Here is a 25,317-nt window from a genome sequence, read left to right as displayed (position 1 = left end):
AATGTCAGTTAGCGAGAAACGACCGGAATACCCGGTACAACCTGGAGAGTTGATATGTCAGTGACGGACATTGCGCTGGTAATATTCACCCTACTACTATTACTGTATGCCATCTACGATGAATTCATCATGTCAGCGTTGCAGGGAAAAACACAGCTAAAAGTTAATCTCAAACGCCGTAGCCAACTCGACTGCATCATTTTTATCGTACTGCTTGCCATTCTGCTTTATAACAATATTACGGCGCACGGCAGCATCATCACCAATTATTTATTAATTGGCCTGGCCCTTATTGCTTTTTATATCTCGTTTATTCGTTGGCCAAAGCTTCTGTTTAAAGAAACAGGCTTTTTCTATACCAATGTTTTTATTCGCTATGATCGCGTGCAAAGTATGAACTTATCAGAGGATGGAATACTGGTTATTCAGCTAGAACAGAGAAGATTGCTAGTTCGTGTCAGCCAACTGGATGATTTAGAAAGAATTTATAAATTCATTGCGAGTAATCAATAAGTTAGAATTAACCACATTGATAATACCGCTATAAAAATGATTGAATATTATGCAATAAACGTGAGAGTAATAATGAATACTATTCTTGATACGTTTATTGCTGCTAAAAACATTAGAATATTTATTGTTGTTTGAAAAAAGAATAATTGATATGGTTGCGCCGTCATTGGGGAGTAGCCGGTTTCAAATTGAGCGTCACGATGTAAAGTGTTTTTAGACATGGCCGTCGTGAACTAATATGAAACGCCCGTATCAACATACTCGCACTATTTTTACTTAGGGCGTGGTACGGGCAGCCATCATTGTGCTTGGCAAGACCATAGATACGCTATGCCATCGTTAGGTTGGGAGATGGTTTGCGTGCCTATGGAATCACCCGGCCGAGACAATTATTATGAATTTTTCCGCTACAATTATTCTTGCTTTTGGCATGTCAATGGACGCATTTGCCGCGTCGATTGGGAAAGGTGCCGCCCTCGATAAACCACACTTTCGCGAAGCTTTCCGTACTGGCCTGATATTTGGTCTTATAGAAGCGATTACTCCTCTGATCGGTTGGGCAATCGGCTTAGCCGCCAGCCAATATATTATGGACTGGGATCACTGGGTGGCGTTTACCTTATTGTTTGTCCTCGGTATGCGCATGATCCTTGAAGGCTGTAAAAATAAGCCTGAAGAACAATCAATATCTCAGCAACGGCATGGTTTTTGGTTACTGGTCGCAACGGCAGTAGGCACTAGCCTCGACGCTATGGCGATGGGCGTAGGACTGGCCTTCCTTGAAGTCAATATCTTGCACACGGCGTTAATGATTGGTCTGGCAACCATGACGATGGCCACAGTGGGTATTTTGCTAGGTCGATTTATTGGCCCATTGCTGGGTAAATGGGCCGAGATTCTTGGTGGTATTGTACTGATTGGAATCGGGACTAACATTTTGCTAGAGCATCTTGGCTACATTAGTTAGCGCAATAACGCGTGCCAATGCTATACCCTGTTATCGGGTAGACGTTTGTGTAGCCCGATAACAAAATCCGTTTCACAAATAAATTCGCCTTGTTCGAGTAGTTGCTGTTTTAACGCTTCAGTCGCTCGCCAGGCAAATGGCGTCATTTGTAATAAATCAAATGCCTGTTGCCCGGTCAGCGTCATCTTATAAGCCAACTGCTCACGTTTAATCCGTTCGAAACCTGCAATACACTCTTCTTCTTCGCTGTGTAACTGCACCTCAGAATAAATGCACGCTTTGAGCTGATACAGATGCCGTGGCCCAGGGATCACCGTCAGCACATAACCAGAGTCCTTTAATGCACGATGCAGCTCTTCAGCTTTGCACGGCGCATAAATGCGTACAATGGCATCCAACGCACCATCAGCAAAAGGCAGGCGATGGCTCGAGGCAACGCAAAATTTCACCTGGCGATAGCGTTTAGAGGCGTTACGCACGGCTACTTTCGCTACATCGAGCCCATAAACAGTCAATGGACGCGTTGACGTCAATTGCTCAGCCATAGCCGCAGTGTAGTAGCCTTCCCCACAGCCAATATCTAATAACATTCTCGCATCAGCCGCCAGAACTTCATCCAACAGCCTGACAACACGGTCACGCAATGGTTGATAGTGCCCAGCATCCAGAAACGCACGGCGTGACGCCATCATTTCAGTACTGTCTCCTGGCTGTTTAGAACGTTTATGCTGAACGGGCAGCAGATTGACATAGCCTTCTTTGGCATTATCAAACTGGTGATTATTTTCACAGCGCCATTGTTGGTGATTTTCAGCAAGCGGTTGATGGCAGAGTGGACATTGATAGGTCATGCGGTTTTCCAGAAGGGACAACAAATAGGCTTTCAGCCGAATTGGCGCTAAGTCTAAAGAAGCAAACAGAACGATGCAACAAACGCCGCCCCTTCGAATCACTCTGGTCAATTCGCCATGAACATGGATAAACTGAATCACTTTCCGTTTTTGTTAATCAAAGCGATACATCATGACAGATATCTCAGACCTGCTCAGCCAAATTCCGGGGATTGAACATGGTTTTGGCACCCGACGGGCATTGTTACCAACGTCTTTGGCGAGTTACCAAACCACTCTCCCGGTAAAAAAACAAGTACACGGCACAAACATTGTCGAGGTAACCGAATGCCAGCAACAATGTGGTGAGGCTGATGGTTTTTATACCGAACAACCTGGCATTTTATTGACGGTATTTACCGCAGATTGTCTGCCACTGGTTTTTAGTCGGCGAGATGGACGCGCGATCGCGGTGCTTCATGCCGGTTGGCGAGGATTAATTGACGGCATTATTGAACAGCTTGCGAAGAGGATTAATCTCACAGATGCTACCGAGAATTGGGTGGCTTCTATTGGGCCTGCAGCGGGTGATTGCTGTTATCAAGTCAGCCAAGAGTTGGTTGATGAGTTTTGCCAACGACTCGATTTACCTACCAGTTTAATTTCGCCAAGCCATCGCCACTTAGATTTAGCGTCTATCGCCGAAGCTAAGATTAAACAGGCCGGATTTTACGCCGTAGATCGCGCAGGAAGTTGCACTATCTGCACTAAACACGCCAGTGAGCCCGCTAAGAATAAGTACACGAGTTATCGTCGTAACAGCCTGCATAGAGTCGTTGACCCGACACATCCGGGGATTAGCGGTAGAAATCAGCAGTCAGGGATTATTATCGTACCCAGCTAATAACAAGACCGGATCATATCAATACAGCTTTCAGAAACAAAAAAACCCGCGCTCGGCGGGTTTTTGACAGCTAACGCTGCTTAGATTGCAGTTACGTTAACTGCAGAAGGACCTTTCTGGCCGTCCTGGATTTCGAACTCAACGTTCTGGCCTTCAGCCAGAGTTTTGAAGCCGTTACCTTGGATTGCAGAGAAGTGTACGAACACGTCTTTGCTGCCATCAGCTGGAGTGATGAAACCGAAGCCTTTAGACTCGTTGAACCACTTAACTTGACCTTTGATCTTTGCCATCTTGAGTATTTCCTTTGGATTGTTTAACCGCCATCAGGCGTTACTTATAGACAAACTAGAGTCGTTACTGCTTGAGGCACTAAGATAAAAATCGGCAGAGAAGCGGTATTCAACGATAACGTCTTTACTCGAAACTTCTTTACTGAAAATGCCACACATATACAGAACTGTACCTCGTTTTACCCAGATGCGTTATCACATACTATTAATTCGAAGGCAAGCCATTTTTAATCAGTGATGGACTTGTCGCACATATTTGAGCCGGTTAAAGGCACGAACTGTCTAGTTAAGCTGAAATATGTTGATAGACACACTTTTTTCTGCTTTAGCGCTAAACAAACAAAGAATAACGCGGCAATCAAAATTATTGAACATTTAATGCCAGATACCCGGTGTAAGACCAACATTATTTGAATTATTATTACACTCGATATAACCCAGATAAACATAACTGCACAGGATACTTGCCACCTCGTGCCAATCAATTTTTGTAAGTTTTTTTCACCCCAAGCCCTACCACGCGCACTTCTCGGTAAAACTCGACCGGCTAACATGCGTAGATCGTTCGCACATTTTTTATTCTCAACTTTATACAAATAGAGTCTGAATCCAAGCGTATTAAGAGACTGGTTATGCATTAACCAACATAGACATCATGGGGCTACTCTGGTGCATGTCTTTTATATTTTTGCAATACATGCACCGTTTTTGTGCGAAAAAATGTTAGCTAAATAATACTTTTTCTTATCGCGAAAATTCATTTTTTACAGATAAACTGATTATTAGTCGTTCAAAATATGTACAAAAAAGAGGGGTGCACGACAATATTTTTATCAAAAGATGAATATTTAATTAAATTATCCAAAAATGTTCTTTTAGCTGCTGATATTAATAAAATATGATTTATTTGTTTTTCATATATTATAATATTTAAACTCTCACTAACGATAGTCCCCTTATTTTTATTATCAGCCTCATATCTTAACTAACCAGCTCTGGAGAGCCGCTCGCCTAGCGCCTATCTAAGTGTCATTAAACAGGCATCTTCCCGCCATTCTCAGGCCCAAACACGCCACATTTGATAGCGCACGCAAACTCGCCTGACAAGGAAACCACCTGCTCAGTGCATCGTATATAGAAAATCAAAAGGCAGCAGAGAGAATACCTTGCAAAATAGAGGCTAAACCAGCTTGCAATTGATAATTTATCTCATATAGAAATATCAAGATAACCGATTCTCATATCGTCAAATTATGCCAGAACACTCGGCAGGCAGAGCCACCCAGCCATAAATCTTGCGGTTTATAGCTGTGACAATAATGTTGATGCCACAGCTATTATTTAGAATAGATGTGATAATTAAATTGGAATATGTTGCCCTATCTTTAACGCTAAAAAGTCCTGAGCGTTAAGCCCACCGGCTTCTGATGCTAATTGTAATTCTTCAAGCGGTTGATCAAGTGATTCATCTGCTAACTCAAAAACGCCCCAATGAATTGGAATCGCACGCTGCGAACGAGTCTCTTTAAATACCTCTACCGCTTGCTGTGGGTCCATATGATGAGAAGCCATGAACCATCTTGGTGCATAAGCGCCGATAGGTAAGGCCGATATACTAAAAGGCCCCAGACGTTGCCCTATTTCCGTAAACTGCTGGCTATAACCGCTATCACCGGAAAAATAAAAATTAAGCGCAGCTTGTTGAACGACCCAGCCACACCACAAAGACTTATTACGATCCCAAGGTGTACGCATACTCCAGTGTCGTGCGGGGACAGCATGAAAATCGATACCAGATAGCGTGATGTGTTGCCACCAATCCAACTCGTGTACCTGATTAGCGCCGCGAGCTTGCATCCATTTTTTTAACCCCAAAGGCACAATAAACGTCGTATTAGGACAGCGTCTTAATAGCTTTCGCACCGTGGATTTATCCAAATGGTCGTAATGACTGTGAGAGATCAGCACAAAATCAATGACAGGTAAGTCTTCTATGCTAGCAGCGACCGGTGTTTTCCGTTTAGGGCCGTAAAAACTCAAAGGCGAAGCACGTTCAGACAATGCCGGGTCTGTCAGAATGTATCGCCCATTCACGCGTAGTAACAGGCAGGCGTGACCGAGAAACCACAATCTGTCTTCTGTGCCGCTAAAATCCGGCTTTTGCCACCAATTAGCAATAAAGTGTTCATATCCTTGCTTAGGCGGTTTCGGCAACCCTTGTTCTTTGCGTTCTTTGCGCCAACGCTGAAGATCATCAGGAGCGCGTGTCTCAGTCTCAGGATTATCAAAACCAGTGGCAGTATGATGAGTTTTGGACGGGTCGTAATAAGGATTTTTGCTGCGCATGGTACTCCTTTGACACTTCACTCTTGTCAGTGAAAGCTAGCCAAAATGGTGATAGAAACGACTACCTTTTGAGTAACATACCTTCCAAGAACTTTCACCAATAAAATGAACACACTGGCTAGCAATTGTTTGGCTTTGACGATGATTAGCATTAAATGCCAATGATAAAAAACCGCGCCAGCATATGCATGGCGCGGTTGGGGGAGATTTGTGATTTTATAAAATAATATCTAGAACAGTATCTGCAACATTATTTGCCACAAGCAGGCATCGTTCCTCGAACGACCATGTTGATCAAACGGTTATCGTTCATTAAGCGGCCATGCCACAAAGTTTGGTGAGATTTCTTGCTCCAATCATTAAAGTCGCAACATAAGATTGTCTGCGCGTCACAACTTCTACCGCAACACGCATATCTTTATATTTAATCATGTAAGTTGAGGGCCAGCCTTGGCGTCGTTTGCCATAAGCTTTTTCATGACTGTCGATAGCCGCATGAGCAACGACAAGATGGGAGAGAGTTTTATCGCCTTTAATGATGCGCTTCATAATGGACTCCGTTTTAGACACTGCGGTCAAATGAGGAAACATTAATCACTTGATATCCACCGCTTTATACCCACTAGATGCAGGTATACGCGGTGCTTATTCGAATCACTACTAACCAACTTTTTGTAACAGGTTGAGTATCTATGGCCTTTTTCTTATACGCAAGTTTTACTTAATAAAAAACAGACCATTGCTGCGCGTAAAGGGCGCGTACTATTTGCATGCCACTGCCCTTCAGGCCCATCAATTTGTGCAGACCATTGTTGGATTTCTTGCTGATCATTGTACTGAAGACTTATCTTATTAGCGCAAATAATAGGCCAGGCATCGGAGGGATTATTACAATAATCTTTGCCTTTTATTCCACCGTAGGGATACCACTTATCAGGCTCTTCCCCAGTAAGTAAGGCAATATTGTGGTTCACTTCGCTATCGTGTTCTTCGGACCATTTAATCATCTGGCATCACATTCCTAGTAATTAATGGATGCCAGACTACAGAGGAATTAAGACAAATTTATGAATGAGCCTGATGAATAAATCGTTTGAATGGATCGTAATAATGTTAAAACCCGCCATCAGAAGCGGGTTTTGAAGGGATGTAGCAATAGCTTAAGACAATCGCTTTGACGCATTATCTTTCAGGAATGAATCCCTTAAGACTGAGCGCGGAATCTTCTTCGATAGCATCTTGCGGATCGCTAACTTTACCCTGTGCGACCAGCTTAGCCAGCAATTCAGTCTGGCGACGTTGATACTCGGCGATTTCTTCAAGCAAATGAACTTGCTGATTAGCCCGGACACTAGCGCGGTTAACAACAAACCACACCAGTAAAAATAAGAGAACCAACAGTACACACAGCGCGGCTGAGATCATACTGCTTGGGCCCATTGTTAAATCGAACATTTACAGACCTACAACGAAAGTAACCAAAGCCCTATATTATCACTCCCCTCAAGAACGGAACAGACTGTGATGCATAACAGATGTTTCTATCAGCCAGCCGTTAAGCGTTACCAAGGGATAATAGAAGTGATAGAACAGACGCCAAGATCAAAACTGCCCCCTTGATCGCAATAGCTATTGAGCGCAAGTAAATACAGCACCACGCATGCCACGACGAAAACAACGAATACGATAATTCGCTTCACGTTGAAAACAGGTTTTTTCAATTTGATTATAGGCCTCTTCATTGGTGAGAGACGTTTATTAAAAGCCAAGGTCTGCATCCAACAAACAATGAGTTATCCTGTGATCCTACCTTGTTAAACTTAAACAACGCTATAACAAGCCGATCTAACCAAGATGTTCCCCTTTTCTTTACTCTTTCTTTGCACTTCGGATTGTCGATCGCCGAGCACCCAAGGCTTTTACCAATTATTGCGACTATACTTCAACCAAGAGATATCACACAGGGAGAAACGATTGAAATGAATATCATTAAGACACTAGTCGTATTGGTGATTTTGTACGCTATTTTCCTTTTTTCAGGTTATGGCGTAACGGTGGGAAGCAGTAAAAATGCGGCTGGATTAGGCCTAAAATGTCAGTATCTCACCGCTCGCGGCATAGTGAATGCACAGTACCTACACAGCGATAATGGAGTTATTGGCGTGGCTAACTGTCCACTACTTAAAAAAGTTGCTGACATTGTCGACCAGTAATTGACATATCTTCGACCATAATCGCGTCCTGATAGCACGAATTCACCCATGAATATATATTTGCCCACCAACAAAATTGGGCAAATATATGGGTAAGCTGCAAACAATATTAGCTATCGTGGCGAGTGAATTTCAGCTCAATAAGAGAGATTGCTTTCTGAATAGCTCGCTTGGTCACTGGGTCTGCGCCAGCAGGATGTTGGCTGAAATCAATACTTTTCAATTGGTGCGACATTTTGTCACGCACTTCTGCAGGCGCAATAATTTCAATCACATCCAAGATCTGTTTAATGACCAATTGGCAGGCCACCAAATCAGACTCAATTTCCTGGTCTTTGGTTAAAACGTCAGACATGCTCTTCTCCTGTTGTTGTCGTAATCGCATGCGGCAGTAATCGTATGTAGTACCGACCGTTTATCGCTCTGATCGCATATAAGACTGAGCGCATCTAGTACTCATCGCAAAAAATTCGGCGCTAAGAGTAGCATGTCTTGACTGAGCTGTTGGTAGATCATTTGCGTTAAAAATTTTGGATTTAAGGTCCATTAGATATTGCCAAATAGTAGCATCAACGGTATGAATATATTGTTACCCATTGAAATATAAATACTAATACAACAGGATGACAACACAATGAAAGCACATTCCCATCACAATTTTTTGAAAAAACTCCCCTTGGCTCTTTTTCTTTCCTCAGTACTATTGCCGCTCACAACACAGGCTGCCCATGTTCCTGCTGGCGTACAGTTATCTGACAAGCAAGAAATTGTGCGTAATAACGGCAGCGAACCCGCTACGTTAGATCCGCAAAAAGCAGAAAGTGATGTTGAATCTAATATCATCAATGACCTGTTTATTGGCTTAATCAGTGTTGATGATAAAGGGCAAATACAGCCTCAATTGGCTACAAGTTGGGAAAATAAAGATAACAAAGTGTGGACGTTCCATCTGCGCCCTGACGCAGTTTGGTCGGATGGCACGCCAATTACTGCTAAAGACGTAGTCTTTACTTGGCGCCGTTTAATCGATCCGAAAACAGCCTCTCCTTATGGCAGTTACCTCAGCAGTATGCACGTACTCAATGCTGACAAAATCATCGATGGAAAACTGCCCGCAGAACAGTTGGGCATTAAAGCGATTGATCCGCACACCGTAGAGATTACGCTCGATAAGCCAATTTCCTATTTCCTTGGCATGGCCGCCCACAGCTCATTGATGCCAGTAAGTGAAGTCAATGTTGAGAAGTTCGGCGATAAATGGACCCAACCAGGCAATATGGTTTCCAGCGGGCCGTTCAAACTCTCTAACTGGGTCGTTAACGAACGCGTTGTCGCAGAGCGTAATGATAAGTATTGGGATAATGCTCATACCGTGATCAATAAAGTCACTTATCTGGCCGTTACGTCAGGTACTTCAGACGTCAACCGCTTTAAAGCGGGTGAAATTGATATTACCTATACGATCCCGCCTATTCTATTCGACTCTTTGAAAAAAGAACTGGGCGATCAAGTCCACGTTACGCCATCATTGGCAGTTTATTACTATGCCTTTAATACCAAAAAGCCGCCATTTAACGACCCACGCGTTCGTCAGGCGCTGGCTCTTGGACTAGATAAAAAAATCATCGCCGATAAAGTCGTTGGTCAGGGGCAAACCCCGGCGTATACAATGACGCCACCAAATACCGGGGGATATCATTTCACACTGCCGGCATCGGCAACCTGGAGCCAGCAACAGCGTATCGCAGAAGCGAAAAAGCTGCTGAGCGAAGCGGGCTTTGGCCCCGATCACCCCCTAACTTTCGACCTGCTCTACAATACTTCGGAAGCACACCAGCGCATTGCGATTGCCGCCGCCTCGATGTGGAAGAAAAATCTCGGCGTTACTGCCACCCTGCAAAACCAAGAATGGAAGACCATGCTTGATACTATGCGCCAAGGGAATTTCGGTGTCGTTCGCAGCGCTTGGATTGCTGATTACAACGAACCCTCCACCTTCCTGAACCTAATGTTGACCGGCAATACTGGCAATACTTCGCAATTTAGTAATGCCGAATATGACAAAGCTCTTGATGATGCATTGACTGCAACAAGCAAGGATCAGGTGCAAAAAGATTATCAACAGGCTGAAGACATTATCGCGAAAGAAGTCCCGCTTATCCCTATCTATCACTACGTGAATGCCAAATTAGTTAAGCCCTTTATTGGCGGTTACGACAACACCCCATTGGGTGTAATCAATACCAAGGATCTGTACGTCATCAAGCACTGATTTAATGCTTTATGGCACGCATAAACACCCCGCCGCGTTCTACTCGGCGGGGTGTTTTATTTTTATCCGCCATTAAGCGTTGCACAACGCTTGTCATCAGCCGATAAAATTGCCATGGTAGTTTGATGAGATTTCGTACAAATCGGAGGGCCTATGAAATTCTCTGAGCACGAGATTCAACCACTTTGGGACGAAGTTGCGCGAATACTCGGTGAAGCCGTAATTCAACTGCGTCATCGCAGTAAACCACTAACCACAGAAACATTGAGGGAGTATTTAGAGAGCCAATTAAGCCGCAGCAATACTACACAGAGAGTGTTGATAAATGCAGCAATCAATATGTTAAAACCAGAACAACGCCTGTGATATTAGCCAATAAATTAACGCTATCTGGTTTAACACCCTGCTTATTTCGACTCAGCCGCTCGCCCTTGTGCAAAGAGGAAAATGCGCTGAGTGATATCATCCGCACCCAAAATATTCCCCTTCTGCTCCAGATTTGCTTTGGCATAGGCAATATTATGGGCCTGCTCAACCATCGAGATCACTTTATCCCGCGTATTTTTATCGAGATTGCCTAACAAGGTGGTCAAAATAGCCTGATAAGCATTGGAGGCATAAATGAGATGCTTTTCACGCTGTTCCAGTGCATCAACGCGAGCGACTAATGCTTGTAATTGATCGTGGTAAGACATGGCGACATCCTTCTGTTCTGGTAACAAACCTAAGAATTGGCGAAAGGATATTATCCAAACGCACGCGGTCACTTTTAGAAGTTTAGCACAGCGGTAAATTTCCAATTTAAAACAAAATCTCAAGTAAACCAATCAACAACTAAAAGAAAACTTCCTCACCGTCGATATCTAATTGTAAACAGGCAGACGTCCTCACTAAGCCTTGTACGATAAGGGTTAGTTAGTAACGGTATGTTATTACAGGCCGCGAAGCGTAACACTCGCATAAATTAGTTACAGAGCCGGTTATGGCAGTTTAGCGTCAAATATGACAAGGTCTGCGATGACGTTATTTTAATACTTTGGGAATTAATTGATGGGTAAAATATCCTGTTCTGCCTTGGTGTTCGCCGTACTCATGTCAGCGACAAGCTTTGCACATGCCGAAGGTTGCCTTAAAGGCGCAGCGGTCGGTGGAGCTGTTGGCCATCTGAAACATCATGCAGTAATCGGGGCTATTGCAGGTTGTGCCGTGGGGCACCATATGGCCGCCGCCGCCAAAAAAGAAAAAGAAGCCAAAGCTGCGCAAGGCTAAGCCTTAGCTCTGAATACCCCAAGATCTAAATAGCGGTATGGTGCTAATACCGCTATTAATTTCGAGCTGATTGACTGATAACAACGCGATTACGCCCAGCCTGCTTAGCCTGATACAATGCTTCATCTGCTTGTTTCAGCACCGCTTCTAACGATCCCTTATTCGGCTGCCAGAAAGCCACACCAATGGATATGGTTACCGGACTGATTCCAGAGATTCTCATTCTCTCAATGCTCAAACGTAATCTCTCAGAGACTTGCTCAGCAACATCTGGTGCACCATCAAGTAATAGCACCAGGAACTCCTCTCCTCCGCTACGACAAAGTATGTCACTTTCGCGAGAACAAGCACGAATCTGTTCAGCTACCTGACGAATAACATCATCACCCGCATCATGCCCAAAGGTGTCGTTGATGCGCTTGAAGTGATCAATATCTAAGGCGAGGATTGCGATAGTTTGCTTTAAACGGTGCAATGGTTCCGACATGCTGGCTAGCCCGCGTCGGTTAAATAGCCCCGTCATCGGATCGGTTTGTACTTCAAATTTAAGCTTACCAATCTTTTTATTAAGCAGGCTTATCCCTACTAGCAATGCGCGTTTTAATTGCGTCACTTCAAAATAATGCGCATCAATTTTTCTGATATTGGCTGAAATTTCTGATTTATCCATTTCAGTGGCACTCCGCGCGAGCAACCAAAGCGGCTGAGCTATCCAGCGTGCTAAGAACCAAACGATCGCTAAGGTAATAATGGTCAGAGGTGCCTGATGCATGATAACACTCAGCATTAACCCATCCAAAGGTTTGAGCGTTGAGTCAAGTGGGCTGAGTGTAATCACTTTCCAACTAAGCTCGGGCATAGTGGCGTAGCCTACAAGCATGGTTTTACCTGCAGAATTCACCATCTCCAGACTGCCATCAGGAGATGACTTAGCCGCATCAAAAATCGCCTGCGTATTCGCGATTTTACCAATACGGTCCATACGTTGGTGATAAAGAATCCGCTGATCGTCGTCGACCACCATAATGTAAGAACCGTCTCGATAATAATTAGCCGCCAACAATTGATTAAGGAAACTCGTTTTAGTCAGAAAAATATTACCTACAATATAACCAAGATATTGATTATCTTTGGTAAATACTGGTGTCGATAAATAGACATTCAGCGTGTTATCAGGAGCAAGATAAGGCGGTGTGAGTAGCGGACGTTTTAATTCCAGCGCTTTCTTTGCTCCTGGAGAGTCCAGCGTCGTCCCAACGAGATGGCGGATACTTGGCGATGCGGACAGGACTTTACCATGCGAGTCAGCAATCAATGCCGAGTCAAAACTACTAGACTGATTTACCAGCCTGTCGACTTCATGGTCCAATGCCTCGATATTGTTAAAAGTATCTAAACGAGTGGCGCTGTAGCTTAATTGCATGTTCGCGCTTTCCAGCAATAGATTTGTGCTACCTGCCAATTTCATGGCGTAAACCCGGTTTCCCTCCAGCGTATCATTCATCAATAGACGTCGCTGTACGCTATAACTCGCATACAAACTATTGGCTAAAGTGACCAGCACGCTAATCACCGCCAACATCAATATTAGACGGCGTAAATCGAGGCGAAAAAAGGAATAAGTCGGCATAAAATCCCGGACAGTAGGCTTTACAGCATCACAAAGGAAACATTCTCACACCGATGACTTAGCGGCACAATAGCGACAGATCAATAAAATCAACACTAATAACTATTTACTGCCGTTATCATCTGTCACTCACCCTATTCCTGATTTAACGGCTGGTAATACTTTTTTTAGTATTTTGCTAAAGTTGATCTTTAATTATCTCTGGTCTCAAAGCTAGGCTTAGTTAGCATAATGCTGATCTTGCCTGGAACATAAACTGGGCGAGTTATCCAAGAGGAAAAGTATGCGCAATATTGCTATCGTCGGCGGTGGCCAAGCCGGATTATTACTCGCTCTAGGTCTACAAAACCACGGTTATCCAGTTACGTTGGTGAACAACCGTCACAGTGATGAAATTAGAAACGGGAAAGTTCTCTCGAGCCAATGCCTGTTTCATTCATCTCTCGAAATTGAACAGAAACTGGGCATTAAGCAATGGGATGATAGCTGTCCGCCTATTGAGGGCATCGGTTTAAAAGTTATCGATCCACACAACCATGAGAACTCGCTGATTAGCTGGCGTGCTCGTTTAGATAATCACGCAAAAGCCGTCGATCAGCGCATGAAATTCCCCGCGCTTATGGAGCACTTCTCATTACGTGGTGGCAAGTTAGTCATTCAAGAAGCTGATATTGATCTGCTTGAAATCTTAGCTGATGAGCATGACTTGGTTATTCTCGCCGGCGGAAAAGGTGAGATTACTCAACAATTTACGACCAATGAGCTGCTATCTACATTTACACAACCTCAACGTATTCTATCCCTAGCCTACGTCCACGGCATGCAGCCAACACAAGATCATTCGCAAATCTCCTTTAACTTATTACCCGGAGCCGGCGAATACTTTGTTATTCCCGCTCTGACATTCAGCGGCCCTTGCGACATCATGTTTTTTGAAGCTATTCCAGGTGGTCCTCTCGACTGCTGGAGTGATGTCACAACGCCCGAGCAACATTTAGCACGCGCAAAATCACTGTTATCGACCTATTTCCCTGATGAATATCAACGGGCGAAAGAGTGTGAACTCACCGATCTTAACGCTACGCTGCATGGCCGCTTCACGCCAACAGTGCGCCACCCGGTAATGACGCTTCCCTCCGGCAAACTGGTTTTAGGGCTCGGAGATACGGTGGTACTCAATGATCCATTGACCGGACAAGGAGCCAATAGCGCCACCAAAGCCAGCAATATTTATCTGGATGCTATCTTAGCTCAACGTGACAAACCGTTCACACAAGAGTGGATGAATGAAACCTTCGAACAGTATTGGCAATATGCACAATACGTAAGCGAGTGGACTAATAGTCTGTTAGCACCACCGGCTCCTCATATCTTGTCGATTATTGGCGAAGCGCAGCACTCACCATCATTATCTCACCGAATTACCAATGCCTTTGATAACCCGCCCGACCTATTCCCATGGTGGCGCGATGGCAAGTGGTCAGAAGTTATTTAGCAGATATAAAAATGGGAGCGATTAAGCTCCCGTTTTTTTAGCGGCTAACAATAACTATTTTATTTATAAGTGGCATTCAAAGCGCTGTAGGCAACAACGGCTTCAGAACCTCTGCTGGCATCCTGATTATAGTTACCCGCTTTGAAATAGAGTTTGATGCCATCCCAGCTAGATTCAGGATAGGTAAAGGTTTCTTTTTTCGAATCCCCTCCAGCCTTCACTTCAATAGTGACTTTAATCTGGTTGTGCTCGCCTTTCGCTTCTAGCTTATAGTCAATCTTCTCATTCAGATTTAACCCAGAGAGCAGCATGGTTCTTTTCTCAGGATCGCCATAATGCTCTTTTACACCTGCGACAATCGAACCCCCTTCCCAACGTAATTTGAACATTTCTGACCCGCCGGGTTTATCACCGTGGATCTGCGCAAAAATGATCGACTTAGTAGACGGGTTTTTAACGATATAGACTGACCCAGTCTGAACATTATTGAATGTATCACCGTTGACGAAGTTATGTTTTGCTCTCAACTCGACCCGAGGGAAATGGCTATGAGCAGTCGCCCCAAACCCAGACGGTACTTTAAAGACTGTCGCCCCAGTCGGGATATGAGAATCGCAATGCGTCGAGTCATAGCAGTTACTATAGAAATAAGTACTTTTAAGATTACTGGTGATCGGCTCTTCACTCGCCTTATCACTATGATCAAACGACTGTAAAAGATAAGAGTCTTCTAAAATCGGGAAGTTTTTCCCCGGTGTATCGTTGGAACCTTCGGCGAATGCACTAGCAGCACCGAAGGCAAGACTGAGAACCGTCATTAATTTCACAGTATGCTGGATAGCGAATTTTATTTTTTCTGACATAACCAATCCTCTTTTCTCTAATCATTACAACTGAATATATTTTTCGATATCACGTTGGGAAACTCAACTTCACGTCTTAATTTTTAACTTAAGATGCTATTAATGCATTTAAGCACTAAATAACAAAACCAACACATAACTAACATGTTAGCCAACACCAGTTAACAGTAACAACTATTGTCGAAAGATTTTCTCATTCATAAGACGGTACTGACGTGGGTTACGCTGCCAAATAGCCGACAAAATTAGAAAATAAAAAGGGAATTGGTAGGGACTTCAAGAATGGAGTATTCGTTGTAAAGGATGGCACAGCAAGGAGTGATGAGGGATAAACAGCGGTGGAAGCCTTAGGCCTCCACCACTTTTAAAACATTACATGTTTTTAACGATAGCGTCGCCAAACTCTGAACATTTCAGCAGTTTAGCGCCATCCATCAGACGCTCGAAGTCATAAGTCACGGTTTTGTGCGCGATTGCACCTTCCATGCCTTTAACAATCAGGTCAGCCGCTTCGAACCAGCCCATGTGACGCAGCATCATTTCTGCAGACAGAATGATTGAACCTGGGTTCACTTTATCCTGGCCAGCGTACTTAGGTGCAGTACCGTGGGTTGCTTCGAACAGTGCGCAATCAGAACCGATGTTAGCGCCTGGTGCGATACCGATACCACCAACTTGTGCAGCCAGGGCGTCAGAGATGTAGTCGCCGTTCAGGTTCATACAAGCGATAACGTCGTATTCAGCTGGACGCAGCAAGATTTGTTGCAAGAACGCATCGGCGATCACGTCTTTGATAACGATCTCTTTGCCATTGTTTGGGTTCTTGATTTTAACCCAAGGTCCGCCATCGATCAGCTCGCCGCCAAACTCGTCACGAGCCAGCTGGTAACCCCAATCTTTAAAGGCACCTTCGGTGAACTTCATGATGTTGCCTTTGTGAACCAGAGTCAGAGAATCACGGTCATTGGCAATAGTATATTCCAACGCAGCGCGAACCAGACGTTTAGTTCCTTCTTCAGAACAAGGCTTGATACCGATACCACAATCTTGTGGGAAACGGATTTTCTTCACGCCCATTTCATCTTGCAGGAACTTGATCACTTTATCTGCTTCAGCAGAACCAGCTTTCCATTCGATACCTGCATAGATATCTTCTGAGTTCTCACGGAAGATAACCATATCGGTATCTTCTGGACGTTTAACTGGGCTTGGGGTACCAGTGTAATAACGCACTGGACGCAGGCAGATGTAGAGGTCAAGCTGTTGACGCAGAGCAACGTTCAGAGAACGAATACCGCCGCCTACTGGCGTGGTCAATGGGCCTTTGATGGCAACGCGATAATCACGGATCAGATCTAACGTTTCTTGTGGCAACCAGACATCTTGTCCATAAAGTTCGACAGATTTCTCACCGGTGTAAATTTCCATCCAAGAAATTTTACGCTCGTCCTTGTAAGCTTTCTTAACGGCAGCATCCACAACTTTGATCATCGCCGGGGTAACGTCAACACCGATACCGTCACCCTCGATGAAAGGAATTATTGGATTGTTAGGAATGACCAGTTTGCCTTGAGCATCAACCGTAATCTTCTTACCTTCTGCCGGAACAACTACTTTGCTTTCCATTCACCTCTCCTTCAGCGCATTATTTGTTAATGATTTGTAAGATGCGGGCTAATACTACGCGAATATTTCGTTCCCGCCAATCTGAAACCGATTTCCAGTATAATGCGCTTATTCTCCTCGACTTCAATGCCTATGAAAAACTTCTTTGTTAAAAATCACAACGTTAAACGTTTCAGCAAAGCGCCGGCCAAGGCGGGTGATACGCCTAAGGGGCCACGTAAGGTACTGCTTTTCAACAAGCCTTATGATGTATTGCCGCAATTTACGGATGAGGCCGGACGAGCAACCCTCAAGGATTACATATCGTTAACAGATGTGTACGCCGCCGGTCGTCTCGACAGAGACAGCGAAGGTCTATTGGTGTTGACCAACGATGGTAAATTGCAGGCCAAACTCACTCAGCCGGGAAAACGCACGGCAAAAATCTATTATGTCCAGATTGAAGGCGTGCCAGATGAAACGGCATTATCAGCGTTACGCAATGGTATTACGTTAAAAGATGGCCCAACGTTGCCAGCAGGTGCCGAGTTGGTTGCCGAGCCCGAATGGCTATGGCCACGCCATCCTCCAATTCGGGAACGTAAGTCGATTCCTACGAGTTGGTTAAAAATAACGCTTTATGAAGGACGCAATCGACAAGTCCGCCGCATGACTGCGCATATAGGCTATCCTACACTGCGACTGATCCGCTTTAGCATGGGCGGGCTGACCCTCAATGATTTGGCCCCTGGCGAATGGAAGGAGATAACAGATGTTTAAGCCTCACGTGACCGTTGCCTGTATTGTGCAGGCCGAAGGTAAGTTTTTAGTCGTTGAAGAAACTATCAAAGGAAAAATTACCTGGAATCAGCCCGCAGGACATCTTGAGGCTAACGAAACTCTGATTGCAGCGGCCAAACGCGAATTATGGGAAGAAACTGGCATTCACGCGGAACCACAAGCATTTTTAGGCCTGCATCAGTGGCAAGCGCCTGATAATACGCCTTTTCTGCGTTTCGCCTTTGTGATTGATTTACCGGCTATCGTTGCAACATCACCACAGGATAGTGATATTGACGGTTGCCGCTGGGTTAGCGCCGAAGAAATATTCACCTCATCACAATTACGCTCCCCGCTGGTCGCTGAAAGTATTCGCAGTTACCAACAGCCTGACCGCTATCCATTAAGCATGTTGGTAAATTTTAACTTACCAGACTAATGTTTCCTCTTGCTTACCGTGACAACTACGACTCAGCGATGTGCTAATACTCCAGCACATCGCCTCGCCAGATAGCCCATTCATAGATTGATTTTTCATATCGCTAAAGATGATTTATCTACTTCTAAGTTATTTTATTAGTAATAACCACTATTCACAGGCAATGTAATAGTTAATATACCTCTAAAGCTCTTATCCCCCCTTCAATCCCCCAAAACTAAAAATCATTCAAAAAAGTTATTCGTAAAAAATAGAAAAATAAGTAAATTCTTAATTAAGAAGATCGCTAACTTATACCCGGCAGGCATGAATATTTATTTATCTCATTCTATTTAAAACTTTCTTCTCATAAAAAACCAAGACACGCCCCTCAACCTCATGATTTAAAAAGGTCAGCCGCTTATAATTATTTACATCCCATTACAAGGTTAATTTTATTAATTTACTTAAAAATACATAACAATAAAATAAAACGACATTTTGATTTCTTTTAATACGATTTATCTAAAAAAATATATTACCAATAGAAACATCTTGAATTACATGCATGCTTTAAGAGATATTCATTTAAGAAATGCAATCCCCTTTTATCACGGCAACGATCCTTTTATTAGTACGTAGAAATATGTGCGGGATCTCTTTGGCTGTGAACATAACCTGGAATTCAGGTACCTATAAACAATCAATAGAGGAAACTATGCCATGAATCTGAGAATACATCGGCAGGATATCCCTGCCGGCCTCGTTGTGTTTCTGGTGGCTTTACCCTTGTGTCTGGGTATTGCCCAAGCCAGTGGTTTACCTCCTTTCGCCGGGCTACTTACCGGAGTTATAGGCGGCGTGCTCGTCACTACCCTTAGCCCATCTCGTTTTGCCGTCAGCGGCCCTGCTGCCGGATTAGTCACTATTGTGGTGGCCGCTATCGAAACGCTGGGTTCCTTCTCTGCTTTCTTATTGGCATTAATCCTCGCTGGTGTATTGCAATTTATTCTCGGTGTAGTGCGCGCAGGCCGTTTTATTACGCTAGTACCCAGCAGTGTTATTAAGGGCATGTTGGCAGCGATTGGCATTTTGCTAATTATGCAGCAGATCCCCGTCGCCTTGGGTGCTACTGGTGATGGAGGACTAAGTGGCCTGTTTAATAGTGAGACGCACTTTTCCACCTCCGCAATCGTTATCGCAGCCGGTGGATTAGGTATTCTCTGGCTGTGGAGCACACCGATGATTAAGCGTGTAAAAGCGCTTAGTTGGCTGCCAGGTCCCTTAGTCGCCGTGTTATTTGGCAGTCTTGGGGCGGTATTTGGCGAGCGGATGCAGCCTGAGTTCTTCAGTAATTTACCGCGTATTTCGCTGCCAAAATTTGACAGTCTAAGTGCACTAACCGCTGGACTTGAACGTCCAGATTGGCAGGCGTGGCGTAATCCTTCGGTCTATGTCGTGGCGATTACCTTAGCGCTAGTCGCCAGCCTGGAAACCCTGCTCAGCCAGGAAGCATTGAAAAAACTGCGCCCGCAATACCCTGCCCCCTCACCGGATAAAGAGATACGCGCGCAAGGTATCGGCAATCTGGTCGCCGGTTTCTGCGGCGGGATGCCTATTACAGCTGTGATAGTACGGAGTTCAGTCAACGTCAGCGCGGGGGCGCAAACTAAAGCCTCCATTCTGCTTCACGGCGTATTGTTACTGATTTGCGGGCTATGGTTTAGCGATTTGCTTAATGCCATCCCGCTCGCTAGCCTGGCGGCGGTACTGCTCTATACCGGCTATAAGTTGGCAACAGTGCGATTATTTATTGAACAGGGCCGCATGGGGGCACATCAGTTTGTTCCCTTTATTACCACCATCGTCGGCATTGTTGCCTTTGGTATGCTGGCCGGTATTGGCCTGGGTATCGCAACCCAGATTATTTACAGCATCTATAAAAGCCATCGTAATGCGTTGCAGCTCACTCGTCATGACGATCACTATGTCTTGCGCATTAAGCAAAACCTGACGTTTATGCACAATCCGAAGCTGCAAAAACTGCTCGCTGCTATTCCGGAAAATAGCGTCGTTGTGGTTGATAATAATAATGGTGAGTATTTTGACCCTGACGTTAAAGCCGTCTTTGAAGATTTCGGTGAAGATGCCAGTAAACGCGGCATCAGCCTGCAACAGTGGCCGGTAGCGGCAAAATAAAAGCCCGATCGAACCTTATTAACACAGGTGCCAACTGCTGGAATATCGGCAGTTGGCACCTATCGTTCCCCCACTCCAGCAGTTTTCGTTTTAAGTCATAGGGTGTTTTAAGTAAGATAGTCGCCCATGAAATCACTATTTCATGCTTTACGCTCCCGCTTCCCTGATTTTGCACGCGGCCTTCATCCTCGTGTGAGTCTTGCGTTAACCGGGTTATGACCTCAAGTTTTGGAACTGCTATGTCAGACAACAGTCAGAAAAAAGTGATCGTCGGCATGTCCGGCGGCGTCGACTCCTCCGTCTCTGCTTACCTGCTGCAACAACAGGGGTATCAGGTCGAGGGACTCTTTATGAAGAATTGGGAAGAGGACGACGATGAAGAATATTGCTCTGCCGCCACCGACCTTGCCGATGCGCAAGCGGTCTGCGATAAGCTAGGCATTGAATTACATACAGTCAATTTTGCGGCAGAGTATTGGGATAACGTCTTTGAACACTTCTTGCAAGAGTACAAAGCGGGCCGTACGCCTAACCCTGATATTCTGTGCAACAAAGAGATTAAATTTAAAGCCTTCCTGGAATTTGCTGCAGAAGACTTAGGTGCTGACTATATCGCTACCGGTCACTACGTGCGCCGACAGGATATCGATGGCGTCAGTCATTTACTGCGCGGCGTTGATGGCAATAAAGATCAGAGCTATTTCCTTTACACATTAGGCCACCAGCAGATTGCACAAAGTCTGTTCCCGGTCGGTGAACTGGAAAAACCAGAAGTACGCCGTATTGCTGAACAGCTTGAACTGGTAACCGCAAAGAAGAAAGATTCAACCGGTATCTGCTTTATCGGTGAACGTAAATTCCGCGATTTCCTCGGCCGTTATCTGCCAGCACAACCGGGCCCAATTAAGAGCGTTGATGGCCAATTAATGGGCCAGCATCAAGGCTTGATGTATCACACGTTGGGTCAACGTAAAGGATTGGGTATTGGCGGGCAGAAAGACGGCGGCGAAGAGCCTTGGTACACAGTAGATAAAGATGTCGAGAATAACGTGCTGTATGTCGCCCAAGGCCACGAACATCCACGCTTGATGTCGGTAGGATTGATTGCACAGCAGCTCGATTGGGTTGATCGCAAGACCTTGAGCGAACCCCTGCGTTGCGTGGTGAAAACTCGCTACCGTCAGGAAGATATTCCGTGTCTTATCACCCCGCTTGATGACCAGCGTATCGACGTGCGTTTTGACGCCCCCGTCGCAGCCGTCACTCCCGGCCAATCTGCGGTGTTTTACCTCGGTGAAATCTGCCTGGGCGGCGGTGTAATCGAACAGCGTATTCCTTTGGCGCTATAAGCCAGAGCTGTTGCCATCGCTATAGGGAGCCTTGTGCTCCCTATTTTTTTGTCTGCATCGGCGCTAAGTGAACATTCCACCGTGCGCAACGCTGGGTTTACGCATCATTTTATGGCATGATCCGTCGCCTTGAATTTTGCTTATTCGTAGCCGGACATTGTGCCAGCTAAATAACGCTTACAGGAGTAACCTTGGCCAAAAACTATTACGACATCACGTTGGCGCTGGCAGCAATTTGCCAGTCTGCGAGGTTAGTTCAGCAACTGGCCCATGAAGGGACTTGTGCTAAAGAAGAGATGAGCGTTTGCCTTAACAGTTTGTTAGCGTCAAACCCAGTATCAACTTTGGCAGTATATGGCAATAACGAAGGCAACCTGAAAATGGGGTTGGAAACCTTGCTTGGTGTGCTCAATGCCAATCGCCAGGGGCCCGGTGCTGAGTTAACGCGTTATGCCTTAAGCCTGATGGTGTTAGAACGTAAGTTACATGCCAAAAAATCTTCTATGCAGCAGCTTGGAGAGCGAATCGATCATCTCGACCGTCAATTGGCACATTACGAATTAGAATCAGATACAATTATCAACGCATTGGCGGGTATTTACGTTGATGTCGTCAGCCCCGCGGGGCCAAGAATTCAAGTTGTAGGTTCGCCTGCCATTTTACAAAATGCGCAAGTTCAAGCGAAAGTTCGTGCGCTGTTGTTGACCGGTATCCGCGCTGCGGTGCTGTGGCAGCAAGTTGGCGGTGGCCGCCTGCAACTGATGTTTTCTCGCAATCGCTTGTTTGAACAGGCGAAAAGTATACTCGCTCACTGTTAATAAGATCCCTGGAGTTGCTACCGATGGAATTATCCTCACTGACCGCCGTTTCCCCCGTTGATGGACGCTACGGTGATAAAGTCAGCGCGCTGCGCACTATTTTCAGCGAATTTGGCCTGCTGAAATTCCGTGTTCAGGTTGAAGTACGTTGGCTGCAAAAACTGGCCGCCTGTTCAGCAATCAAAGAAGTTCCGGCTTTTGATGCTGACGCAAACGCTTTCCTTGACCAGTTAGTGGCTAATTTCGATGAAAAAGATGCTCAACGCATTAAAGATATCGAAAAAACCACCAACCACGATGTGAAAGCCGTTGAATACTTCCTGAAAGAAAAAGTGGCGGATATCCCTGCCCTGCACGCCGTTTCAGAATTTATTCACTTTGCCTGCACCTCAGAAGATATCAATAACCTGTCACACGCATTGATGTTGGAAACCGCGCGTCAGGATGTGGTATTGCCATACTGGTTAAAAATCATTGATGCCATTAAAGCCTTGGCGCATCAATATCGTGATATTCCACTGCTGTCTCGTACCCACGGCCAACCTGCTACGCCATCGACTATTGGTAAAGAGTTCGCCAACGTCGCCTACCGTATGGACCGCCAGTACAAGCAACTGCAACAGGTTGAGATCCTCGGTAAAATCAACGGTGCCGTGGGTAACTACAACGCTCACATCGTGGCTTACCCGGAAGTAGACTGGCACCAGTTCAGCGAAGAGTTTGTTACCTCGCTGGGTATTACCTGGAACCCGTACACCACGCAAATCGAGCCGCATGATTACATCGCCGAACTGTTTGACTGTGTCGCACGTTTCAACACCATTTTGATCGACTTCGACCGCGATATTTGGGGTTACATTGCGCTGAATCACTTCAAGCAAAAAACCATTGCTGGCGAAATCGGCTCTTCAACCATGCCGCATAAAGTGAACCCAATCGACTTCGAAAACTCCGAAGGCAATCTGGGCCTGTCTAATGCCGTGCTGCAACACCTGGCAAGCAAACTGCCGGTTTCACGTTGGCAGCGTGACCTGACCGACTCCACAGTATTGCGTAACCTCGGCGTAGGTTTGGGCTATGCGTTAATCGCTTACCAGTCCACCATGAAAGGGGTGAGCAAGCTGGAAGTTAACGAAGCGAACCTGGTTGACGAATTGGACCGTAACTGGGAAGTGCTGGCAGAGCCAATTCAGACCGTAATGCGTCGTTACGGCATCGAAAAACCTTACGAGAAGCTCAAAGAGCTGACCCGCGGTAAGCGTGTTGATGCCCAAGGCATGCAAGTGTTCATCGATGGCTTAGATCTGCCAGAAGAAGAAAAAGTGCGCCTGAAAGCCATGACCCCAGCCAACTATATTGGCCGCGCGGGTAAAATGGTGGATGAGCTTTAAGCCGTTTCAGCCATGATGTAACGAATATTATTAAGGCGGCCTTCGGGTCGCCTTTTACTTTTTGGGCTTTGTGACACAAATTCTCAGTGATTTAAGCTGCAATTCATACTCGGTCTTTCTAAAATGTAGCCAAAGTACTTTCACTTGATGCAACCATTTCAGATATAGCCATTAATGCAGGCAACAGGATAACCAGCCGTTTATGAGTGTGGACACCGACCAACGTGTGTTAGAAAAATTGAAGCAGGATCTGGCCGAATCAGGCACAACCCCGCTTTACCTGTGTTTTAGCGACTCCATTCGTCAGGCAATGGACGCAGGGATATTATCCGATGGGGATTTCCTGCCCAGCGAACGCCAGTTCACTGAAATATTGGGGATTTCAAGAATTACCGTGCGCAAAGCTTTGGCTCGGCTAGAAGAGGAAGCGTGCATTGGCCGTTCGCGTGGCTATGGCACCTTTATCAAAAAAGCCGATGATACCAAGCTTTCTTATTCACTCGCCGATATGAAAGGTTTCTCGCGTGAAGTGATGTTGCAAGGCCGCAAACCCGATACGTTATGGATAAGCCGCGACACCGTGCTCGCCGATACTGCCCTTGCCAATAAACTCGCATTAGCCAAAGGCACTCAGCTGTATAAATTAAAGCGTGTTCACTATATCGATCAGCGCCCTATGTCGGTGGCCGTTTCCTACGTAGTGCAAGATGCTATTGGCGATGTGCAAGATATTGGCGTATCGCTCTACGACTATTTTCGCCATAACAATATCCAGCTAGGCGCACTCAAAAGCCGCGTTAGCGCCGCCATGAGCGATGAAGACACTATGAAATCATTGCAACTGAGCACTGCGATGCCAATTTTGATCATCAAACAAACCTTGTTTGACGGGCAAAACCGCCCAATAGAATACAGTGAGAGCTTCTGTCGCAGCGACATGTATGAATTTATTAGCGAAGATTAAATGCATACTTGATGCATTCTAATCCTCGCTGAATAGATTGAGAGATTAATTGGTAACTGTGCACGTTCGGTCGCTTATTACTCAACAGGAATATATCAGCCTTGCCGAACGCGCCCGGCAAGGGCCTTGAGGCGAAGGCCCATGCACCCCACGCCTGCGCTTAGCTTGTCGGGTCGCTGCGCGACTGCCCGTGCTTACTGC

At 45.4% G+C, this 25,317-nt stretch carries 28 protein-coding genes and 1 riboswitch; of the genes, 15 read left to right on the top strand and 13 right to left on the bottom strand.

Annotated features, from left to right (window positions below; all coding sequences use genetic code 11):
- Positions 1 to 54 precede the first annotated feature (54 nt).
- Together ACL9RG_RS06715 and mntP are read left to right on the top strand one after the other, a co-directional pair.
- Positions 55 to 513, top strand: a complete 459-nt coding sequence (locus ACL9RG_RS06715; protein WP_422791823.1) for a DUF986 family protein — start codon at positions 55 to 57, stop codon at positions 511 to 513.
- Positions 514 to 669: 156 nt separating this feature from the next.
- Positions 670 to 871, top strand: a riboswitch (yybP-ykoY riboswitch).
- A gap of 36 nt (positions 872 to 907) precedes the next feature.
- Positions 908 to 1,480, top strand: a complete 573-nt coding sequence (mntP, locus tag ACL9RG_RS06710) for a manganese efflux pump MntP (protein ID WP_422791822.1) — start codon at positions 908 to 910, stop codon at positions 1,478 to 1,480.
- 20 nt (positions 1,481 to 1,500) lie between these two features.
- Here the strand turns inward: mntP and rlmA are convergent, their stop codons facing one another.
- Positions 1,501 to 2,331, bottom strand: coding sequence for a 23S rRNA (guanine(745)-N(1))-methyltransferase (gene rlmA / locus ACL9RG_RS06705; protein WP_422791821.1), 831 nt, complete (start codon positions 2,329 to 2,331; stop codon positions 1,501 to 1,503).
- 172 nt (positions 2,332 to 2,503) lie between these two features.
- Between rlmA and ACL9RG_RS06700 the strand changes: the two genes are divergently transcribed.
- Complete coding sequence (locus ACL9RG_RS06700) at positions 2,504 to 3,214, top strand: polyphenol oxidase family protein (RefSeq protein WP_422791820.1); 711 nt, start codon at positions 2,504 to 2,506, stop codon at positions 3,212 to 3,214.
- An 80-nt stretch (positions 3,215 to 3,294) separates the two neighbouring features.
- Here ACL9RG_RS06700 and cspE read toward each other — a convergent pair whose 3' ends face one another.
- The 7 genes from cspE to ACL9RG_RS06665 all read right to left on the bottom strand — a co-directional run bounded on the left by cspE (position 3,295) and on the right by ACL9RG_RS06665 (position 7,571).
- Positions 3,295 to 3,504 (bottom strand): transcription antiterminator/RNA stability regulator CspE, encoded by a 210-nt coding sequence (gene cspE, locus ACL9RG_RS06695; protein ID WP_002221949.1) that lies wholly within the window; start codon positions 3,502 to 3,504, stop codon positions 3,295 to 3,297.
- Between the two features lie 33 nt (positions 3,505 to 3,537).
- Entirely contained in the window at positions 3,538 to 3,663 is a 126-nt protein-coding gene (locus ACL9RG_RS06690; protein ID WP_422791819.1) for a DUF2627 domain-containing protein, read from the bottom strand.
- Between the two features lie 1,200 nt (positions 3,664 to 4,863).
- Entirely contained in the window at positions 4,864 to 5,850 is a 987-nt protein-coding gene (locus ACL9RG_RS06685; protein WP_422791818.1) for an MBL fold metallo-hydrolase, read from the bottom strand.
- Between the two features lie 312 nt (positions 5,851 to 6,162).
- Positions 6,163 to 6,399, bottom strand: a complete 237-nt coding sequence (locus tag ACL9RG_RS06680) for a DUF4060 family protein (protein WP_422791817.1) — start codon at positions 6,397 to 6,399, stop codon at positions 6,163 to 6,165.
- 155 nt (positions 6,400 to 6,554) lie between these two features.
- The gene (locus ACL9RG_RS06675; protein WP_422791816.1) at positions 6,555 to 6,857 is read right to left on the bottom strand and encodes a phage protein NinX family protein; all 303 of its coding nucleotides are present in this window, start codon (positions 6,855 to 6,857) and stop codon (positions 6,555 to 6,557) included.
- Positions 6,858 to 7,032: 175 nt separating this feature from the next.
- Positions 7,033 to 7,305 carry a YebO family protein gene (locus ACL9RG_RS06670; RefSeq protein ID WP_422791815.1) on the bottom strand — a complete coding sequence of 91 codons (273 nt, stop codon included), beginning with the start codon at positions 7,303 to 7,305 and terminating at the stop codon, positions 7,033 to 7,035.
- 107 nt (positions 7,306 to 7,412) lie between these two features.
- A complete protein-coding gene (locus ACL9RG_RS06665) occupies positions 7,413 to 7,571 on the bottom strand; it encodes a PhoP/PhoQ regulator MgrB (RefSeq protein ID WP_422791814.1) in 159 nt (52 codons plus the stop codon).
- A gap of 258 nt (positions 7,572 to 7,829) precedes the next feature.
- Between ACL9RG_RS06665 and ACL9RG_RS06660 the strand changes: the two genes are divergently transcribed.
- On the top strand, positions 7,830 to 8,063 hold the full coding sequence (locus ACL9RG_RS06660) for a YobH family protein (RefSeq protein ID WP_422791813.1): 234 nt from the start codon (positions 7,830 to 7,832) through the stop codon (positions 8,061 to 8,063).
- Between the two features lie 109 nt (positions 8,064 to 8,172).
- On the opposite strand, the gene ACL9RG_RS06655 is transcribed toward ACL9RG_RS06660, so the two are convergent.
- A complete protein-coding gene (locus tag ACL9RG_RS06655) occupies positions 8,173 to 8,418 on the bottom strand; it encodes a DUF2766 family protein (protein ID WP_422791812.1) in 246 nt (81 codons plus the stop codon).
- Between the two features lie 279 nt (positions 8,419 to 8,697).
- Here ACL9RG_RS06655 and ACL9RG_RS06650 point away from each other — a divergent pair, with 279 nt between their 5' ends.
- Both ACL9RG_RS06650 and ACL9RG_RS06645 read left to right on the top strand, forming a co-directional pair.
- The gene (locus ACL9RG_RS06650; RefSeq protein ID WP_422791811.1) at positions 8,698 to 10,335 is read left to right on the top strand and encodes an ABC transporter substrate-binding protein; all 1,638 of its coding nucleotides are present in this window, start codon (positions 8,698 to 8,700) and stop codon (positions 10,333 to 10,335) included.
- Between the two features lie 153 nt (positions 10,336 to 10,488).
- On the top strand, positions 10,489 to 10,701 hold the full coding sequence (locus ACL9RG_RS06645) for a hypothetical protein (RefSeq protein WP_422791810.1): 213 nt from the start codon (positions 10,489 to 10,491) through the stop codon (positions 10,699 to 10,701).
- Positions 10,702 to 10,742: 41 nt separating this feature from the next.
- Here ACL9RG_RS06645 and ACL9RG_RS06640 read toward each other — a convergent pair whose 3' ends face one another.
- Complete coding sequence (locus ACL9RG_RS06640; protein WP_422791809.1) at positions 10,743 to 11,030, bottom strand: hypothetical protein; 288 nt, start codon at positions 11,028 to 11,030, stop codon at positions 10,743 to 10,745.
- Positions 11,031 to 11,385: 355 nt separating this feature from the next.
- Here ACL9RG_RS06640 and ACL9RG_RS06635 point away from each other — a divergent pair, with 355 nt between their 5' ends.
- Entirely contained in the window at positions 11,386 to 11,604 is a 219-nt protein-coding gene (locus ACL9RG_RS06635) for a hypothetical protein (protein ID WP_422791808.1), read from the top strand.
- A 55-nt stretch (positions 11,605 to 11,659) separates the two neighbouring features.
- Here ACL9RG_RS06635 and ACL9RG_RS06630 read toward each other — a convergent pair whose 3' ends face one another.
- Positions 11,660 to 13,234: a diguanylate cyclase gene (locus tag ACL9RG_RS06630; protein ID WP_422791807.1), complete on the bottom strand. Its 1,575-nt coding sequence runs from the start codon at positions 13,232 to 13,234 to the stop codon at positions 11,660 to 11,662.
- Positions 13,235 to 13,517: 283 nt separating this feature from the next.
- Here ACL9RG_RS06630 and ACL9RG_RS06625 point away from each other — a divergent pair, with 283 nt between their 5' ends.
- Complete coding sequence (locus ACL9RG_RS06625; RefSeq protein WP_422791806.1) at positions 13,518 to 14,729, top strand: styrene monooxygenase/indole monooxygenase family protein; 1,212 nt, start codon at positions 13,518 to 13,520, stop codon at positions 14,727 to 14,729.
- Between the two features lie 59 nt (positions 14,730 to 14,788).
- Here the strand turns inward: ACL9RG_RS06625 and ACL9RG_RS06620 are convergent, their stop codons facing one another.
- Together ACL9RG_RS06620 and icd are read right to left on the bottom strand one after the other, a co-directional pair.
- Positions 14,789 to 15,592 carry a polysaccharide lyase family 7 protein gene (locus ACL9RG_RS06620; RefSeq protein ID WP_422791805.1) on the bottom strand — a complete coding sequence of 268 codons (804 nt, stop codon included), beginning with the start codon at positions 15,590 to 15,592 and terminating at the stop codon, positions 14,789 to 14,791.
- 372 nt (positions 15,593 to 15,964) lie between these two features.
- Positions 15,965 to 17,218 carry an NADP-dependent isocitrate dehydrogenase gene (icd, locus tag ACL9RG_RS06615; protein ID WP_422791804.1) on the bottom strand — a complete coding sequence of 418 codons (1,254 nt, stop codon included), beginning with the start codon at positions 17,216 to 17,218 and terminating at the stop codon, positions 15,965 to 15,967.
- 132 nt (positions 17,219 to 17,350) lie between these two features.
- Here icd and rluE point away from each other — a divergent pair, with 132 nt between their 5' ends.
- From rluE to ACL9RG_RS06580, 7 genes are all read left to right on the top strand, one after another.
- Positions 17,351 to 17,977 (top strand): 23S rRNA pseudouridine(2457) synthase RluE, encoded by a 627-nt coding sequence (gene rluE, locus ACL9RG_RS06610; RefSeq protein WP_422791803.1) that lies wholly within the window; start codon positions 17,351 to 17,353, stop codon positions 17,975 to 17,977.
- Entirely contained in the window at positions 17,970 to 18,416 is a 447-nt protein-coding gene (locus ACL9RG_RS06605) for an NUDIX hydrolase (RefSeq protein ID WP_422791802.1), read from the top strand. Before rluE ends, ACL9RG_RS06605 begins: the two co-directional genes overlap by 8 nt.
- A gap of 702 nt (positions 18,417 to 19,118) precedes the next feature.
- Positions 19,119 to 20,594 (top strand): SulP family inorganic anion transporter, encoded by a 1,476-nt coding sequence (locus tag ACL9RG_RS06600; RefSeq protein WP_422791801.1) that lies wholly within the window; start codon positions 19,119 to 19,121, stop codon positions 20,592 to 20,594.
- 239 nt (positions 20,595 to 20,833) lie between these two features.
- Complete coding sequence (gene mnmA, locus ACL9RG_RS06595; RefSeq protein WP_422791800.1) at positions 20,834 to 21,943, top strand: tRNA 2-thiouridine(34) synthase MnmA; 1,110 nt, start codon at positions 20,834 to 20,836, stop codon at positions 21,941 to 21,943.
- Positions 21,944 to 22,134: 191 nt separating this feature from the next.
- The gene (hflD, locus tag ACL9RG_RS06590; protein ID WP_422791799.1) at positions 22,135 to 22,761 is read left to right on the top strand and encodes a high frequency lysogenization protein HflD; all 627 of its coding nucleotides are present in this window, start codon (positions 22,135 to 22,137) and stop codon (positions 22,759 to 22,761) included.
- A 23-nt stretch (positions 22,762 to 22,784) separates the two neighbouring features.
- Positions 22,785 to 24,152, top strand: coding sequence for an adenylosuccinate lyase (gene purB, locus ACL9RG_RS06585; RefSeq protein WP_422791798.1), 1,368 nt, complete (start codon positions 22,785 to 22,787; stop codon positions 24,150 to 24,152).
- 202 nt (positions 24,153 to 24,354) lie between these two features.
- Positions 24,355 to 25,116: a GntR family transcriptional regulator gene (locus tag ACL9RG_RS06580; protein ID WP_422791797.1), complete on the top strand. Its 762-nt coding sequence runs from the start codon at positions 24,355 to 24,357 to the stop codon at positions 25,114 to 25,116.
- The last annotated feature ends 201 nt before the right edge of the window (positions 25,117 to 25,317 follow it).

This window comes from Rouxiella sp. Mn2063 (genome assembly GCF_049319665.1).
GTDB lineage: Bacteria > Pseudomonadota > Gammaproteobacteria > Enterobacterales > Enterobacteriaceae > JBMOUD01.
Note: the sequence above shows the minus strand (reverse complement) of the source record. Positions and strands in the feature narration are given on the sequence as shown.

Coding starts and splice junctions, on each gene's coding strand:
- ACL9RG_RS06675 (WP_422791816.1), bottom strand. CDS start 6,857: ATGATTAAATGGTCCGAAGAACACGATAGCGAAGTGAACCACAATATT.
- ACL9RG_RS06660 (WP_422791813.1), top strand. CDS start 7,830: ATGAATATCATTAAGACACTAGTCGTATTGGTGATTTTGTACGCTATT.
- cspE (WP_002221949.1), bottom strand. CDS start 3,504: ATGGCAAAGATCAAAGGTCAAGTTAAGTGGTTCAACGAGTCTAAAGGC.
- purB (WP_422791798.1), top strand. CDS start 22,785: ATGGAATTATCCTCACTGACCGCCGTTTCCCCCGTTGATGGACGCTAC.
- ACL9RG_RS06655 (WP_422791812.1), bottom strand. CDS start 8,418: ATGTCTGACGTTTTAACCAAAGACCAGGAAATTGAGTCTGATTTGGTG.
- rluE (WP_422791803.1), top strand. CDS start 17,351: ATGAAAAACTTCTTTGTTAAAAATCACAACGTTAAACGTTTCAGCAAA.
- mnmA (WP_422791800.1), top strand. CDS start 20,834: ATGTCAGACAACAGTCAGAAAAAAGTGATCGTCGGCATGTCCGGCGGC.
- ACL9RG_RS06670 (WP_422791815.1), bottom strand. CDS start 7,305: ATGTTCGATTTAACAATGGGCCCAAGCAGTATGATCTCAGCCGCGCTG.
- ACL9RG_RS06630 (WP_422791807.1), bottom strand. CDS start 13,234: ATGCCGACTTATTCCTTTTTTCGCCTCGATTTACGCCGTCTAATATTG.
- ACL9RG_RS06605 (WP_422791802.1), top strand. CDS start 17,970: ATGTTTAAGCCTCACGTGACCGTTGCCTGTATTGTGCAGGCCGAAGGT.
- ACL9RG_RS06680 (WP_422791817.1), bottom strand. CDS start 6,399: ATGAAGCGCATCATTAAAGGCGATAAAACTCTCTCCCATCTTGTCGTT.
- ACL9RG_RS06635 (WP_422791808.1), top strand. CDS start 11,386: ATGGGTAAAATATCCTGTTCTGCCTTGGTGTTCGCCGTACTCATGTCA.
- ACL9RG_RS06715 (WP_422791823.1), top strand. CDS start 55: ATGTCAGTGACGGACATTGCGCTGGTAATATTCACCCTACTACTATTA.
- ACL9RG_RS06700 (WP_422791820.1), top strand. CDS start 2,504: ATGACAGATATCTCAGACCTGCTCAGCCAAATTCCGGGGATTGAACAT.
- rlmA (WP_422791821.1), bottom strand. CDS start 2,331: ATGACCTATCAATGTCCACTCTGCCATCAACCGCTTGCTGAAAATCAC.
- icd (WP_422791804.1), bottom strand. CDS start 17,218: ATGGAAAGCAAAGTAGTTGTTCCGGCAGAAGGTAAGAAGATTACGGTT.
- ACL9RG_RS06580 (WP_422791797.1), top strand. CDS start 24,355: ATGAGTGTGGACACCGACCAACGTGTGTTAGAAAAATTGAAGCAGGAT.
- ACL9RG_RS06685 (WP_422791818.1), bottom strand. CDS start 5,850: ATGCGCAGCAAAAATCCTTATTACGACCCGTCCAAAACTCATCATACT.
- ACL9RG_RS06650 (WP_422791811.1), top strand. CDS start 8,698: ATGAAAGCACATTCCCATCACAATTTTTTGAAAAAACTCCCCTTGGCT.
- ACL9RG_RS06645 (WP_422791810.1), top strand. CDS start 10,489: ATGAAATTCTCTGAGCACGAGATTCAACCACTTTGGGACGAAGTTGCG.
- ACL9RG_RS06625 (WP_422791806.1), top strand. CDS start 13,518: ATGCGCAATATTGCTATCGTCGGCGGTGGCCAAGCCGGATTATTACTC.
- ACL9RG_RS06690 (WP_422791819.1), bottom strand. CDS start 3,663: ATGTGTGGCATTTTCAGTAAAGAAGTTTCGAGTAAAGACGTTATCGTT.
- ACL9RG_RS06640 (WP_422791809.1), bottom strand. CDS start 11,030: ATGTCTTACCACGATCAATTACAAGCATTAGTCGCTCGCGTTGATGCA.
- mntP (WP_422791822.1), top strand. CDS start 908: ATGAATTTTTCCGCTACAATTATTCTTGCTTTTGGCATGTCAATGGAC.
- ACL9RG_RS06600 (WP_422791801.1), top strand. CDS start 19,119: ATGAATCTGAGAATACATCGGCAGGATATCCCTGCCGGCCTCGTTGTG.
- ACL9RG_RS06620 (WP_422791805.1), bottom strand. CDS start 15,592: ATGTCAGAAAAAATAAAATTCGCTATCCAGCATACTGTGAAATTAATG.